This is a genomic window from Nocardia arizonensis (genome assembly GCF_001310275.1).
GTDB lineage: Bacteria > Actinomycetota > Actinomycetes > Mycobacteriales > Mycobacteriaceae > Nocardia > Nocardia arizonensis.
The window spans coordinates 68,692-83,528 of record NZ_LGYZ01000014.1 but is presented as its reverse complement, the minus strand read 5'-3'; the positions used below and the strand labels follow the sequence as shown (position 1 = coordinate 83,528).

Genomic DNA, 14,837 nt, shown 5'->3' with positions numbered 1-14,837 from the left:
TGGGGTGCGGGGTGCGGGTGTTTGGGAGGGGGGTGCGTGCGGGGCTGGGGGTGGTGGTGTGTTGGTTCGGCTGTTGTTGTTGCCGTATTTCTCTTTGTTCTTCTTGTGGTCGGGGTGGCGCAGTTCCTCTCCCCTCCGTAGGAACTGCGCCACGGGTGGGACTCGCTGTTGGGGGCGCGAGCCCTTTGGGCTTGGCCGTGTCAGGGGGTGGGGACGTCTCTTTCCAGGGTTCTGGTCGAGAGACGGATGACCACGTCTATGAGAGTCGTGTCCAGGGCTCTGGCTCGGTCGGAGGCTATTTCCATCGCGGTGGCCACGTCGGCCAGGTCGGTGATCTCGAGTGCCAATGGGGTCGCTCTATTCGTCGAAGCCGCGGTGCGGGTGGTGGCTCGCGGCGGTGGGGGCGCGGCGGCGCCGAAGGCGGTTCGGGCGGGGGTTTCCGAGGGAAGGGGGCCGAAGGCGACGGGGGGCGATGCGGCTCGGCGGGGGCGAGGTTCGCGCCGTGGTGAGGTATCCGTTCCGGGCACCTCCTGATCCTGTTCTGGCCCCGAACCACGGTCGGCGGCGAACTCGGCAGCCGATCGCATATGTTCGCTGTGGCTCTGTTTATAAATGCTAGGTACCACCACTTTCGGCTGTCAATAAGCGGAGATGCCACATGTGGATATCAACGATGTGGCATTGCTTGAAAATAAGCTGTGTGCGCATTCGTTGTCACAAAATTGCCTCTGCTCGGGGTAGTGAAGCGTATTCGAGGCGGGACTACGGTCGGAATGGCTGGTTCGGGTCGGGAAGTGGCACGGAAATTCTGGATGGACGCGGGAAGGAATCGGGTGCGCTTACGTCGCAAGAACACGAGTGCCACATTGTGATTAGAATGTCGCACCGTGACACATCATCGACATTCGGTGTCCGGGCGGCGGGTGGAAGGCGAAGGATGGGTCGCATAGCGCGCGATGGTGAGTCCATCGGTGAACTGGTCCGTCGTCTCCGTGTGGAACGCGGATTCACCCAAGCGTCGTTGGCGGCCAAGGCGGGCTGTTCGCGCAGCCTCGTCCAGCAGATCGAGAACGGCACCCGGGTGCCGCCATTGCCCCTGCGGGAACGGCTCAGCCTGGCACTCGGCGAGGAACTACCTGTCGCCCAGGACACGGGCGTCGGTGTCGACGCGGGGGCGCACACCGATCTGAGAATGCGGTTCAACGTCCTGCTGGGTAAGGATCCACAGGTCATCGAACGGGTGCTCGGGATCGCGCAGAGTCTGATCGACGCCGCGGGCGTGCGCGAGGATATCGAACCGCTGCGGCTCATCGCGGATCGGCAGCTCGAGCGCGCCGAGGAGATCCTGGCGCAGATCCCCTCGCGCAGCGCCACGGTATGGGAGTGGAACACCGTCAGCGACTGGCTGACGATTCTGGAACAGGCCGAGGCGTCGGTGCGGGCGATCCACACCGCTGACCTCGGCACCATCGGCGGCGACGTCGGTGACGACTATCACAGCGCCATACTGGATCTGGCCACCCGGACGGCATCGCCGAGGGTCGACGTCCGCCGCATGTATGTCCTCGACGCGATCTCCGATGTCTGGGGATACGACGAGAAACTGTGGACCCAGGCCCGCGCCGGGGTGGAGAGCGTGCTTGTCAGACGGGACCACGCGCGCAATGCGCAGAGCATGTTGATCGTCGACGATCGCTACGTCGCGGTGGGGGAGTACGACTACTCGCGCCAGACCCGCGTCGCCACCCGGTTCTCGGTGCTGCGCCACGATGTCGGCTTCGCGGTGCGCCGCTTCGAGAAGCTCTACGAACTGCGCACGTCGGGTTCGGCCATTCGGGTCGACGACATCGTCTCCCGGCCTCCGCTCGCGGATTTCGACTACCTCGCCGCCGGCGACTGCCGCGAACTGTTCCGCGCCGCGCTGGAAGCGGAGTGGAATCGCCTGCCCGAACCCAGTGAGACGGCGGGCCGCTGGATGCGCCGATGACCGCGGCCGAGTCATCGGTCGATCTGCGCGCGGTCGTCAACCACTCCGAGATCCGAAAACGGGAGGTACGCGCGCGTCTGCGGGCCGGTCCGATCTTCGCGGGGGCCGGCGGGCGCAGTTACACGGGCCTGGTCGACGCCTATCACGGAGAGACCGGGCTCGCGGTCGCCGACGCCGCCGCGGCGGCGCGGGAGGTGGCGTGGAAAGAGGTCAACGAATCCGAATTCCCGCCCGGCTACTGCGATCCCGGTTACGAGAAGCGTCAGCCGCTGCGGTTGCGGGAGTTGGCGGCGCAGAAGATGTTCGCCGCGCTCTCGAATCCGGCGCCGGACGTCGCCGGGGTGCGAGTGCGGCCCGATCAGGTCGTGGTGTGCCCGTATTCGAGCACCGTCCTGCTCGAGGAGGTCGTCGCGCAGTTGGCGCGCCGCTGCCCGGGTGGTGTGCTGGTATGCCCGGAGGGGTTCTACAAGAGCGCGCCCGTGCACGTCGAGAAGTCGGGACTGCGTATCGAACGCAGCGCGGCGACGGCCGACGATTCGTTCCGCATCGATCCTGTCGCATTGGCGTGGCTGCTCGACCGGCTCTCGCGCTCGGGCGAGCTGGCCGGTGTGCTGCTCACATTGCCGGGCAATCCGGTTGTCGCCGAATACTCTTCGCGCGAGCTGAGCGAAATCGGGCGGGTGCTGCTCGACAGCGGGGCGCGGGTCGTGTGCGATATGGCCTTCGATCACCTGGTGGCGGGCCATATTCCGATCGCGTCGTTGCGGGTGCCCACCGCGGTCGGCGAACGCGCGCTCTACGACCGGGTGCTGACCATCACCGGGAATTCCAAGGGCTACAACGCCTCCGGGCCGACCAAGATCGGCGCGGCCTGCTCCGGTGACGCGGTGTGGCTCGACGAGGTGCGCGAACGGCTGACCATCGCGTTCCAGCGGGAGACCACCCATCTCGCCGCGGCGATCATCGAGAACACCCCCGACACGTACTTCGAGGCCAACCGCCGCGTCGCGCAGAGTCAGCAGGAGCGCGCGCTGCGCCGGATCGCCGAGATCAACGGCCGGGTACGGACTACCACGCGATTCGGCGCGGAGGTGCTGCGACCGCTCGGCGCGGCCCGCGGCATGTTCCTGACGATCGCGTTCGCCCCGGAACTGCTGGCCGCGGCCGGTATCGAGGACACCCCGCAGCTCGAGGATCTGCTGCTCGCGGCCGCGGGGGTCGACAGCGTGGGGCTCCTGCGCACCGGATCACGGCGGCCCGCCGTTCGGTTGAACGTGCTCACCCCGCGCAATAAGCACACACCCGCGCGGATCGAGAACGGTACGCCGGTGCAGCGCCGGGCGGTGGTGCTCGACGAGATGTTCGACCGGCTGGAGCGCCTGGTCCTTGATATCGCCGACGGCCGGACCTATGCCGAAGCGGTCGCCGCACGCGGACTCGCGCCGCTGCCCGCACTGCGTGGGGGCCGGGTGGTGGAGTGATCGCGGGTGTACTGGCCGAGACCGCGGGTGGTGAGCGGCGGGTGGCACTGGTGGTCGTGCTGCGTGAGGAGCGGGTGGTGGCGTTGCGTGTTCTGCGTGAGGGTCGGGTGACGGGGTGATCGCCGGTGTACTGGCCGAGACCGCGCGCGATGAGCGGCGGGTGGCACTGGTGCCCGCGGACGTGGCGGGGCTGGTGGCCGATGGTGTCGAGGTCATGGTGCAGCGGTCGGCGGGGCATGGTTCGGGATTCGGCGACGCGGACTACCGGGCGGCGGGCGCCCGTGTCGTCGATGACCGCGCCGCGATCTTCGCCGCGGCCGACCTGGTCGCCTGGGTGAAGCCGCCCGCGTTCGCATTGGCGCGGATGCCGCTGCGCGCGGGTGTCGTCCTGCTCGGTTTCCAGGATCCGCTGCACCGCGCGGCGGTGATCGCCGATTTGGCGGCGCGCGAGGTGCGGTCGGTCGCCTTCGAGGACGTGCGGCGGGGACCGGATACCGCGGACTTCGACGCGCTGCTCGCCATGAGTCGGATCGCGGGCGGGGTGGCATACGGCGAGGGGAGGGGGCTGGTGGCCGGGGATCGCCGCGCGGGTCGGGTCCGCGCGCTCGTCCTCGGCTGCGGTGCGGCGGGGCTCGCGGCGGTGGGCGCGGCGTCGGGGTTCGGCGACGAGACGCTTGTGGTCGGCAATCGGGCGGGTCAGCGCGAGTCGGCGCTCGAGGCGGGTGCGACACGATTCGAGGTCGATTCCGATGGCGATCCGCGCGCGATCGGCGCGTGGATCTTCGCCGCGGCACCGGATCTCGTGGTGTGCGCGGCGGTGCATCGCGGGTCGCGGGCGCCGGTGCTGCTCGACGAGGCGAATCTCGACCTGCTCGGATCGGGTGCCGTGGTGGTCGACTTGGTCGCCAAGGCGGGCGGCAACTGTGTGGCCGTGCGTGCGGACAGCACGGTGGAGCGCGCGGGCGTGGTGATCACGCACCGGTCGAACTATCCGGCTGATCGGCCCGAATCCGCCTCGCGCGCCTACAGTTCGGCGACCGCGACCATGATCCGCCGGATCGCCGCGGGCAGTTCGACCGATGGGGCCTGAACGAATGGGTTACCGCGGTCGGCCGATCAGCATGTGATGCGGTATCGGCCGATGCGCGAAATGCCGGTGCTCGACCTCGCATCCGGCGCGTTCGAATGCGGCGATCACCTCGGGGACCGGGCGCAGGAGGAAACCGTGGGCGGTGAACGGCAGCTTCGCCGCGGCCTCGGGATCGGCGATGCCGATCACCGCCCGGCCGCCGGGGCGGACCACGCGCGCGAGTTCGGCGCACACGGCGTCCAGGTCCGCGACGAAATAGATCGTGTTCACGGTGATGGCCGCGTCCAGGCTGTTCTCCTCCAGGGGCAGCGCGGTCAGACTGCCCTCCGCGAGATGCAGCCGTCCGGCGGCGATGTCCTTCGCGTACACGGACTCGGCCCTGGTCAGCATGTCGACGGACAGTTCGACGCCGTGGACGACGCCGTGCTCGCCGACGACGTCGAGCAACTGTCGCAGGCCCGCGCCGCCGCCGAATCCGATATCGGCGACCCGGCCGCCCGGACCCGCGGCGGCGCAGTCGACCGCCGCGGTGATGGCGGACCTGTTGCTGCGATTGAGCACCGACGCGACACCCTTGCCGAGCAGCCCGTGCGGTCTGCCCAGCTGTCCGGCCAACGTGGACAGGAAGCGATCCCGGATTCCGCTCATGGCTCGAAGCTTAGGCTGGCATTCGGTCAATGTCCCGTACCCGATACGAGGTCTGTCCATGCGTGTGTGTTCGGTCCTGCTCGCGGTCTGCGCGGTCGCCTTCGCCACGGTCGCCTTCGCCACGGTCGGCGCCGCCGACGCGGCGACGGCGCTCGGACCGCTCGCCCCGCCGAATCCGTATCTGGGACCGCCCGGCACGGCGACCATGCACGGTGACGCCGGTTCCTCGGATGCGACGGCCCTGCCCGGACCCGGACTAGGACCGCATCCGGTGACCGCCTATCCGCTCGCCGCGGCCTGCCCGACTCTGTTGCAGGGGCACGACGGCATTGTGGTCGCGCTGTGTACCTCGATCGCCGACCGCGCGCCGAACGTGCTCCTGATCGAACCCGATGGGTCGGGACCAATCGGAACCTCCTCGGCGGCAATGGGATTGGCGAAGGGCAGTCTGCTGGGCGGTGTGTACGCCTACCTCGACCGCGACGATCGGCTTGTGCTGGTCGACGGGGAACGCGCGCTGATCCGGGTCGGGCACGCGCGCGACGAGCGGGGCCGGTGGCGCTTGTCGGTCGACAGCCGCATCGACCTGTCGGCGGCGATCCCGCAGGGAGACAATGTCACCGGACTCGTGGCCGACTGGTCCGGCACGGTCTGGTTCGCCACCGGCGGCGGGGTGGTCGGCGCCGTGAACCCGTCCGGGGCGGTGTCGACGGTGGCGCTGCCCGCGGGGGAGCGGGTCGCGAACAGTATCTCGTCGGCGCCGGGCGGCGAGGTCGCGGTGGCGACGACCCACGCCCTCTACGAGTTCCGCGCCGACGCGGCGGGTGCACCGCGGCAGCTGTGGCGCGCGCCCTACGATCGCGGGCCGGGACGCAAACCGGGTCAGCTCGGTTGGGGGACCGGGTCGACGCCGACCTATTTCGGTCCGTATACCGGTGCGGAGTACCTGACGATCGTCGACAACGCCGCGGATCGGGTGCGGGTGCTGGTCTACCGGTCCGGCGATATCGCCATCGGTGGCGGGCGATCCATATGTGAATTGCCGCTGCCTGGCCCGGCCGGGTCGGGCAGTGAGAATTCGCCCATCGGGATCGGGCGGTCGGTCTTCGTCTCGAGTACCTACGGTTATCCCTATCCCGCCGTGCCCGACGACGCCGGTCCGGCGCTGCCGCCCGCCGCGCCGTTCGCGGGCGGGATGGCGCGCGTCGATGTGGACGACCACGGATGTGACATCGTCTGGGACAACGAGGTGCGCAGTGCGGCGGTTCCGCATGTGTCCACGGCCGACGGATATCTGTACACGATCACCCGGGTCGGAACGGCGGACACGACGCCGCTGGACGGATACGCCTCGACGGTCCTCGATCCCGACACCGGCGCGGTGCTGGGGTATCAACCGCTGCCGGGCACCGTCGTGGACGATCCGATCCAGATGTCGGCACTGATCGCCGCGGACGGCCGAATCTGGCAGGGCACCGTGACGGGCATCCTCCGTATCGGGTGATTTGCTTTCTCGACCTGTGGATAACCAATGGATTTCTGTGGATAACTATGTCGGCCCTCTGCGCCCTGGAGATAGCTCGACAACGCCCACGCGACCTCCACGATCGACGCGGCCGGCCATAGCACGTCTCGTAGAGATTCGGAAAACAGCAGGTAGAAGCGATTTTTCGCGAAAACCGACGACTCGCGCGCCTGCATTCGCCGACGCGATCTCGCGACCCTCATCCTCGCCTAGAGGGTTATGCACAGGATCGGAACCCGCCTGTGTATCAGTGGGGACCGCCGAGGTACGAAGCCGCCGCCGGACCGGTGCCGAGTCCGCGGCGTACCAGGTCGATGACGTGCTGGACCATCACCTCGCGCCTGCCGTCGTCGAGGTGGCCGAGTGCGCCGTCGATTATCAGCCAGGCCATGCCGTGAACGGTCGACCACGCGCCCAACTCGGCCTCGGGGCGGTCCGCGGGATCGGTGTAGCCGATCGCGACCATCTCGTCCAGTAGGTCGGTGAGCAAAGTGAACGCGGGGGCGTCGAGATAGCCCTGGTCGCCGTGGGTGGTCTCGGTGACGTCGGCGGTGGTCTCGGTGACGCAGAAGGCGGTGCGGAACAGGCCGGGTTCGCGCATGGCGAAGGTGATGTAACCGCGGCCCGCCGCGTCCAGTTTGCGCATGGGGTGCGCATCCGGTTCGAGGGTGGCTATCGATTCCGAGATGGCGTCGAACAGCGTGCGCTGCGCCTGTTCGTGTGCCGCCGCGAGCAATTGGTCGTGATTGGCGAAATGGCGGTAGGCGGCGGTCGGCGTGACCCCGACCCGGCGGGCCGCGGCGCGCACGGTGACCGCCTCGGGGCCGCCGTTCTCGGCCAGCGCGGCGGCGGCGCGCACCAGCGCATTGCGCAGATCGCCGTGGTGATAGGGGGATTCACGGTTCGGCTTCTGGCTGGTGGCGACGTTTTTACCGGTCGTTCCGCGGCGGGTCATCACTTCGATGTTGACAGCTGCACACATTGAATGGCAAGTTAACACCCATAAAGTTTACAGGCGACAACATCCCGATCGGGAGGCCCGACATGTTCGAACGACTCGGCAGATTCGTGGTTCGGCGCGCGCGATGGATACTCATCGCCAGTGCGCTGGCGCTCATCGCGGGCGGGGCGTTCGGCGTCACCGCCTTCGGCAAGATGCAGGCAGGCGGCCAGGAGGATCCGGGCGCCGAATCCAGTCTCGCGACGACTCAGTTGACGCGGGAGTTCGGCGCGGACAGCGATTACATATTCCTGGTGCGGGCCAAGGAGGGCAGCGTCGACGGGGGCGCGGCGGCCGAGGCCGGGCGCGCGCTGGCACGCGAACTCGCCGCCGACTCCCGGCTGACCAATGTGGTGTCCTACTGGGACACGGGCTCACCCGCCATGCGTTCCACCGACGGCACCGCAGCGGTCGTGCTGGCGGGCAATGCCGCGACCGATCCCGAGGTCAAGACCGAGAACGCCACGCGGATCGTCGAGAAGTACAGCGCGGACGGACCCGTCGTCCAGGTGCGTCTCGGCGGCATGTCGGCCACCTTCGGCGCGGTCACCGAACAGATCGGCAAGGATCTCGGACTCGCCGAGGGCATCGCGGTGCCGCTGATCATGGTGCTGCTGGTGCTGGCATTCGGCAATGTGGTCGCCGCACTGCTGACCCTGGCGGTCGGCGGTATCGCCATCCTCGGCACCTTCACCGAACTGTCGATACTCGGCTCGCTCACCGACGTCTCGGTCTACGCGGTCAACCTGACCACCGCGCTCGGACTCGGTCTCGCTGTCGACTACGGACTGCTCATGGTCGGTCGGTTCCGTGAGCGGCGCACCGCGGGCGCGACGCCGCCGGACGCGGTCGTCGCGGCGGTCTCGACGGCGGGCCGGACCATCGTGTTCAGCGGGGCCACCGTGATGGCGGCACTGTCGTCGCTGGTGATCTTCCCGCAGTACTTCCTGCGTTCGTTCGCCTACGCGGGCATCGGTGTGGTCGCCATCGCCGCGGCGGCCGCGGTCGTCACCCTGCCCGCCCTCATGGCCGCGCTCGGCGCGCGCGCCGACGCGTGGAAGGTGCCGGGCGTCAACGGTATTCGCGGCGAATCCTCTCGCTTCTGGTCCGGGGTGGCCGATTTCGCCATGCGCAGGCCCGTGCTCGCCGGCGTTCCCGTGATCGCGCTACTGCTGTTGGCGGCCGCACCGCTGCTCGGCGTCCAATTCGGCACGCCGGACGACCGGGTGCTGCCCACCACCGTCGAGCCCCGGCAGGTCGGCGACGCCATGCGCACGGAATTCGTCGGGGGCGGCGCGAATACGCTCTCGGTGGTCACCACCTCCGGGGTGAGCGCGTCCGCCGTCGGCGAGTACGCGAGCGCGCTGTCGCGGGTCGAGCACGTCGTGCAGGTCGATTCCAGTGCGGGCACGTTCGCGGCGGGGCAGCGCACGGCCGTGTCGCCCGCCGACGCGCGGTTCGCCCGTCCCGACGCGCAGCGCCTGAGCGTGCACATCGATCTCGACCGCAATTCTCCCGCGGCCAGGGACCTCGTGGAGCGGGTGCGCGCGGTGGCCGCGCCGCCGGGAACGCGGGCGCTGGTCGGCGGTCAGGTGGCCGAACTGCGCGACAGTCTCGCCTCCATCGGCGACCGGTTGCCGATCGCGGTCGGGTGGATCGTCGTGACGACTTTCGTGCTGTTGTTCCTGTTCACCGGCAGTATCGTGCAGCCGCTGCGGGCGCTGCTGTCCAACGCGCTGAGTCTGGCGGCGACGCTGGGGCTGATGGTGTTCATCTTCCAGGACGGTCACCTGTCCGCACTCCTCGGCTTCACGCCCGCGCCGCTGGACGTGTCGATGCTGCTGCTGCTGTTCTGCATCACCTTCGGTTTGTCGATGGACTACGAGGTGTTCGTGATCAGCCGCATCAAGGAACTGCACGATCAGGGCGCTTCCGGTGTCAACGCGGTGACCGAGGGCCTCGGGCGCACCGGCCGCTTGGTGACCACCGCGGCGGCGCTGATTTCGATCAGCTTCCTCGCCTTCGTCACCAGCGATGTGCGCTTCATCCAGTTCTTCGGCCTCGGTACCGGTCTGGCGATTCTGATCGATGCCACGCTGGTGCGCGGTGTGCTGGTGCCGGTGGCCATGCGGCTGCTCGGCCCGGCGGCATGGTTCGCACCGCGACCGCTGCGGGTGGTCCATTCCCGGCTTGGGTTGGCCGAAGCCTGACCGCACCCGGCTTCGAAGCGGCCGCCGATACCGATGCACCGGTATCGGCGGCCGCGGCCGTCTCGACGGAATACCCCTTGCCGAGTCTCCCGGTATCGCCGAGAACGCCCGAGATATTCACCGGTGAGGCGAAGATCACAGCGGCTTCCGTAGTAGCCGTTACGGTGCTGACGGTGGCTTCCGCGCCCCCGATTCGGCGCGCGATTCCGCAACTGGTTACCTCCGATCTTGGCCGAACATCGATAGGGGTATCAGGTGCGTTGCGGGTCACAAATCAGGAAATTGCGGCCTTAACAAACTTGAAGTTGCTTTCTGTCGATCCAATATCTGGCAACCGCCACTTCGGTAGTCGAATCCCCAGGTAGATGGGCTTTGAGGGTTGCGTACCGAATGTCGCGGATAGGCCCGGCAACCGGGGTGGCGGACCGACGGTGACCTGCCTCGGGGCCCGTGGCGCAGGGGTGCAGCACGGGGTCACCGGAGCGTGAAAACGCGGGTGCGTCGAACGTCCGAAATCAGCTGTGGGTTAGCTGCACACCGGGTTCCGATACGGACCGCGTATGTTTGCCGGCTCGCTGCTTTATACGCTCGACGCGGGCGAGCAGGGTTGCGCGGGCATAACGATTGTGTAGAGTTGACGGTAACGCTGACCGCAGCTGAGCACGACTCGCTGCGGTCAGCGGAACTCAAATGGGGGAGTTCTTCACTAATACGTAACCTGGCGTTGCTACCGATTGTCCGGGCCCGTCTTCTTCGCGTGTGCTCACGGTTGTCTGCCACCGCTCGGGAGTTCGCTCGACAGCCTGCGGAAGCGAATCGCGCGCCGAGTCCTGTTCGTTCGCCACACGCCGACCCACGATGAAGACGTAAGCGAGGAATGCTGCCTCCGCCGCGAACCCGATCGTGATGCGCACCGCCACCGGCAACGGACTCGGCGTCACGAAGCCCTCCAACAGCCCCGAGACGAACAGCACGGCCACCAGACCGAGCGCCATGCTCGCGGTGGCCCTGCCCTGCCGCGCGACGGCCTCCAGCCTGCTCAGCCTGCCCGGATCGATGAGGGTCCAGCCCAACTTGATGCCGGCCCCGCCCGCGACGAAAACCGCCGTCAGTTCCAGGGTTCCGTGCGGCAGGATGAAGCCGAAGAACGCGTCGAGACGTCCCGCCTCGGCCATCAAGCCCGCCGTGATGCCCACGTTCACCGCGTTCATGAACATCGTGTAGATCGCGGGCAGGATCAGCACTCCGGTGAACAGCGCGATGGCGGCCACCCAGGCGTTGTTGGTCCACACCTGGGCGGCGAAGGCGTCGTTGGGATGTTCGGTGTAATAGGTCTCGAACTGGCCGCCCGCTTCGGTGAGCGCGCTGTTGTCGCTGGGAATCCCGAACAGTTCGCGCGCATCGGCCGAACCGGGGACCCATACCGCCAGCACGGTCGCCACGACGATGAACAGCACCGCCGTCGAGACCCACCATGGCCACGCGCGGTATACCGCCGCCGGGAAGACGCGGGTGAAGAATCGGCCGACCTCGGTCCACGCCTCGGACTTGGTGCCGAGCACCCGGACACGGGCACGGGTCAGTATCGCGCTCAGTCCGGCGATCAACTGCGGATCGGGACTGTGCGACTGCAACCGGGCCAACTGCTGCGAGGTGCGCCGGTACAGCACGATCAACTCGTCGGCCTCCGCGCCGCTGAGTTTGCGCCGCCGGGCCAGATAGTCCAGCCGCTCCCACGACCGGCGGTGTGCCAAGCTGTAAGCGTCCACGTCCATTCGGTTGCCTCCCTAACCGCCGGTCGAAAGAATGCTATCGACATGGCCGAATTCACCACCGGCGAAGCGGTCGCCCTCGAACTCGCGATAGCGCGCATTCCGACGCGCGCCACCGCCTTCATCATCGACCTGATCTTCCAAGTGGCCTTGATGTTCGGTCTGGTGATCCTCGTCGCGGTCGTGCTGCTGCCGACCGGCATCGACTCCGCGTGGTCGGACGCCATCACGATGGTGCTGATCATCACCACCCTGGTCGGCTATCCGGTGACCATCGAAACACTGACCCGCGGCCGCAGTATCGGCAAATTCGCGCTCGGCCTGCGCGTGGTGCGCGCCGACGGCGGACCCGTCGACTTCCGGCACGCGCTGACCCGCGGACTCGCCGGCGCCATCGTGGACTTCTGGATATTCGGCAGTTTCGGCGCGGTCGCGGTCATCACCTCGATGTGCTCGCCGAACGCCCGCCGAGTCGGCGATGTGCTCGCGGGCACCGTCGTCGTGCACGCGCAGGCGCCGCTGCCCATGCCCGCCCTCGCCGTGCCCCCGCCGTGGCTGGTGAACTGGGTGGCCGGACTCGATCTGTCCGGTATCCCGGAGGATCTGGCGCTGGCGGTGCGGCAGTATCTGACCCGCGTGCGCACGCTGACCCCGGCCGTCCAGGCCGGACTCGGCGGCGCGCTCGTCACGGCGGTCTGCGCGCGCATCGGGGTCGCGCCGCCGAACGGATATCCGCCGGTGCAGGTGCTCGGCGCGATCGTGGCCGAACGCCAGCGCCGGACCCTGGCTCCGCGCAGCCTCGGGCTGGTCCGCACCGGCTGAGCGAACCGCGGCGCGCACGTTCACATCGCGCCGGACTGCTTCAGTTCCAGGTATTCGTCCGCGAGCGCCTCGGGCAGCCGCGCCGGACCCGCCGCGACCACCGCGACGCCCCTGCGCCGCAACGCTTCCTGGACCAGTGCGCGTTCGGCGAGCACGGATTCGGCGGCGGCCGCGGAATACAGGTCGCTGAGGTTCGCGCGGCGCGCGGCGGCGTCGACGATATCGGTGTCGGTGGCCGAGACGATCAGCACCCGGTGGCGCTGCGCCAGCACGGGCAGCACCGGCAGCAGATTCTCCTCCACCGCCGCGCCGTCGAGTGTGGTGAACCAGACCACGAGACTGCGCCTGCGCGCCCGCTGGAGCGCCGCGCGGACCAGCCCGGCGCTGTCGGTGTCCACCAGCACCGGCTCGACGCCCGCCAGTGCGTGCATAAGACCCGGTTGCAGCCGGCTGCCGGAGATGCCGCGCACCTCCGAGCGCACCTGCCGGTCGAAGGCGAGCAGATCGACCGTGTCGCCCGCCGCCGCGGCGACGCCGCCGAGCAGTAGCGCCGCCTCGATATTCGCGTCGAGGCGGGTGCCATCGCCAACGCGACCCGCGCTGGTCCGGCCGGTGTCGAGCACCATCAGCACATTGCGGTTGCGTTCGGTGCGCCACGTGCGCACCAGTACATCGGTCGCGCGCGCGGTGGCGCGCCAGTCGATGGACCGCACGTCGTCACCGGCGACGTATTCGCGGAAGGAATCGAATTCGCTGCCCTGACCGCGCACGGTCGCGATATTGCGGCCCTCGAGGTGTTGCAGCCGCTTCACCTTCGAGCGCAGCAGCCGCTCGCTGCGGAAGGCGGGCAGGGCGCGCACCCGGGCCGGGACGATCCGCCTGCTCTGCCTGCCCGCGAGTCCGAGCGGCCCGAACAGGCGCACCGTGACCGGACCCGCGACACGATCGCCGCGATAGCTCGGCGTGAGGGTGGTCCGCAGCCTGACCTTGGTGTTCGGCGCGGAGTCGAGCCGATGGGCGCGGCGGCGGGCGCGGGCGCTGTCGGGCCAGTCGTCCCACAGATATCCGCGCGCGACGCGCGCCCCGGTGTTCACGACGCCGAGTTCGACCTCGGCGCTGTGGCCGAGCCGCACCACGGTCAGCGGCGCCCGCGACAGGTCCAGGTCGCGCGCGCGGGCCACTGAGCCCAGGTCGAAGAGCACGGCCGCGCACAGCAGCCCGGTCACCACGGCGACGCCGAACCAGCTGTGCCACAACACGGCGACCAGGACCGCGCCGAGCGCGGCGATGGCGACAAGCCGACCGGTGACGACCACGACTACACCGGAACCGGGACCGAAAGCAGCAGCGAGGACATGACGCTCTCGGTGGTCACCCCGTCGAGTTCGGCCTCCGGTTTGAGATGCAGCCGGTGCCGCAGCGCGGCCGTGGCTACGAATTTCACGTCGTCGGGGGTGACGAAGCCGCGGCCATTGAGCCAGGCGAAGGCGCGCGAGGCCGACATGAGCGCGGTCGCGCCGCGCGTGGAGGCGCCGTGCTGCACCGCGGGGGAGTTGCGGGTGGCCCGGCACAGATCGACGGTGTAGGCCAGCACCTCCGGACTGATCGTGACCTGGGTGATCGCGGTCCGGGCCGCCGCGATATGCGCCGGACCCGCGACCGGCCGCAGACCCGCCGCGCCGAGATCACGCGGGTCGAAGCCCGCGGCGTGGCGTTGCAGGATGCGGAATTCGTCGTCGCGGCCGGGCAATTGGATGTCGACCTTGAACAGGAAACGGTCCAGCTGCGCCTCCGGCAGCGGGTAGGTGCCCTCCTGCTCGATCGGGTTCTGGGTCGCGACCACCACGAACGGGTCGGGCAACGGCTTCGGTTTGCCGTCAACCGAGACCTGGCGTTCCTCCATCGACTCGAGCAGCGCGGACTGGGTCTTCGGCGGCGTGCGATTGATCTCGTCGGCCAGCAGCAGATTCGTGAACACCGGTCCGTGCCGGAAGGTGAATTCGGCCGAATGCGGGTCGTAGATCTGTGATCCGGTGACGTCGCCCGGCATCAGGTCCGGGGTGAACTGCACCCGCGCGTGTTCGAGATCGAGCGCGGTCGCCAGTGCGCGCACCAGCAGGGTCTTCGCCACGCCGGGCACGCCCTCGAGCAGTACATGGCCCCGGCACAGCAGCGCCAGCACCAGGTACATGACCGCGTTGTCGTTGCCGACCACCGCCTTGCCGATCTCGGTGCGCAAGGCGCCGAATGCCGCGCCCGCCTCCTCGGCGGTCGGGGTCCGGTTGGTGTCGGTCTGGGTCAT

At 68.7% G+C, this 14,837-nt stretch carries 13 protein-coding genes; 7 read left to right on the top strand and 6 right to left on the bottom strand.

Annotated features, from left to right (window positions below; all coding sequences use genetic code 11):
- Positions 1–200 precede the first annotated feature (200 nt).
- A complete protein-coding gene (locus APZ21_RS33620; RefSeq protein WP_156370587.1) occupies positions 201–347 on the bottom strand; it encodes a hypothetical protein in 147 nt (48 codons plus the stop codon).
- 590 nt (positions 348–937) lie between these two features.
- Between APZ21_RS33620 and APZ21_RS02940 the strand changes: the two genes are divergently transcribed.
- Genes APZ21_RS02940 through APZ21_RS02930 form a run of 4 tightly spaced genes read left to right on the top strand, consistent with a single transcriptional unit; the run spans position 938 to position 4,558 of the window.
- Positions 938–1,987 (top strand): helix-turn-helix domain-containing protein, encoded by a 1,050-nt coding sequence (locus tag APZ21_RS02940; protein ID WP_054811635.1) that lies wholly within the window; start codon positions 938–940, stop codon positions 1,985–1,987.
- Entirely contained in the window at positions 1,984–3,468 is a 1,485-nt protein-coding gene (locus tag APZ21_RS02935) for an aminotransferase class I/II-fold pyridoxal phosphate-dependent enzyme (protein ID WP_054811634.1), read from the top strand. The genes APZ21_RS02940 and APZ21_RS02935 overlap by 4 nt, the downstream gene beginning before the upstream one ends.
- Positions 3,465–3,587 carry a hypothetical protein gene (locus tag APZ21_RS35955; protein ID WP_275426175.1) on the top strand — a complete coding sequence of 41 codons (123 nt, stop codon included), beginning with the start codon at positions 3,465–3,467 and terminating at the stop codon, positions 3,585–3,587. The genes APZ21_RS02935 and APZ21_RS35955 overlap by 4 nt, the downstream gene beginning before the upstream one ends.
- Positions 3,584–4,558 carry a Rossmann-fold NAD(P)-binding domain-containing protein gene (locus APZ21_RS02930; RefSeq protein ID WP_054811633.1) on the top strand — a complete coding sequence of 325 codons (975 nt, stop codon included), beginning with the start codon at positions 3,584–3,586 and terminating at the stop codon, positions 4,556–4,558. The genes APZ21_RS35955 and APZ21_RS02930 overlap by 4 nt, the downstream gene beginning before the upstream one ends.
- Before the next feature lie 9 nt (positions 4,559–4,567).
- Here APZ21_RS02930 and APZ21_RS02925 read toward each other — a convergent pair whose 3' ends face one another.
- Positions 4,568–5,206: a class I SAM-dependent methyltransferase gene (locus tag APZ21_RS02925; protein ID WP_054811632.1), complete on the bottom strand. Its 639-nt coding sequence runs from the start codon at positions 5,204–5,206 to the stop codon at positions 4,568–4,570.
- Between the two features lie 58 nt (positions 5,207–5,264).
- Between APZ21_RS02925 and APZ21_RS02920 the strand changes: the two genes are divergently transcribed.
- Entirely contained in the window at positions 5,265–6,710 is a 1,446-nt protein-coding gene (locus tag APZ21_RS02920) for an NHL repeat-containing protein (protein WP_054811631.1), read from the top strand.
- Between the two features lie 268 nt (positions 6,711–6,978).
- On the opposite strand, the gene APZ21_RS02915 is transcribed toward APZ21_RS02920, so the two are convergent.
- Positions 6,979–7,686, bottom strand: coding sequence for a TetR/AcrR family transcriptional regulator (locus APZ21_RS02915; RefSeq protein WP_054811630.1), 708 nt, complete (start codon positions 7,684–7,686; stop codon positions 6,979–6,981).
- A gap of 89 nt (positions 7,687–7,775) precedes the next feature.
- Between APZ21_RS02915 and APZ21_RS02910 the strand changes: the two genes are divergently transcribed.
- Complete coding sequence (locus APZ21_RS02910; RefSeq protein WP_054811629.1) at positions 7,776–9,941, top strand: MMPL family transporter; 2,166 nt, start codon at positions 7,776–7,778, stop codon at positions 9,939–9,941.
- Positions 9,942–10,627: 686 nt separating this feature from the next.
- On the opposite strand, the gene APZ21_RS02905 is transcribed toward APZ21_RS02910, so the two are convergent.
- A complete protein-coding gene (locus tag APZ21_RS02905) occupies positions 10,628–11,716 on the bottom strand; it encodes a stage II sporulation protein M (RefSeq protein WP_082392778.1) in 1,089 nt (362 codons plus the stop codon).
- A gap of 42 nt (positions 11,717–11,758) precedes the next feature.
- Here APZ21_RS02905 and APZ21_RS02900 point away from each other — a divergent pair, with 42 nt between their 5' ends.
- Positions 11,759–12,535 carry an RDD family protein gene (locus APZ21_RS02900; RefSeq protein WP_054811628.1) on the top strand — a complete coding sequence of 259 codons (777 nt, stop codon included), beginning with the start codon at positions 11,759–11,761 and terminating at the stop codon, positions 12,533–12,535.
- Between the two features lie 20 nt (positions 12,536–12,555).
- Here the strand turns inward: APZ21_RS02900 and APZ21_RS02895 are convergent, their stop codons facing one another.
- Together APZ21_RS02895 and APZ21_RS02890 are read right to left on the bottom strand one after the other, a co-directional pair.
- The gene (locus APZ21_RS02895) at positions 12,556–13,851 is read right to left on the bottom strand and encodes a DUF58 domain-containing protein (protein ID WP_054811627.1); all 1,296 of its coding nucleotides are present in this window, start codon (positions 13,849–13,851) and stop codon (positions 12,556–12,558) included.
- A gap of 2 nt (positions 13,852–13,853) precedes the next feature.
- Positions 13,854–14,837, bottom strand: a complete 984-nt coding sequence (locus APZ21_RS02890) for an AAA family ATPase (protein WP_054811626.1) — start codon at positions 14,835–14,837, stop codon at positions 13,854–13,856.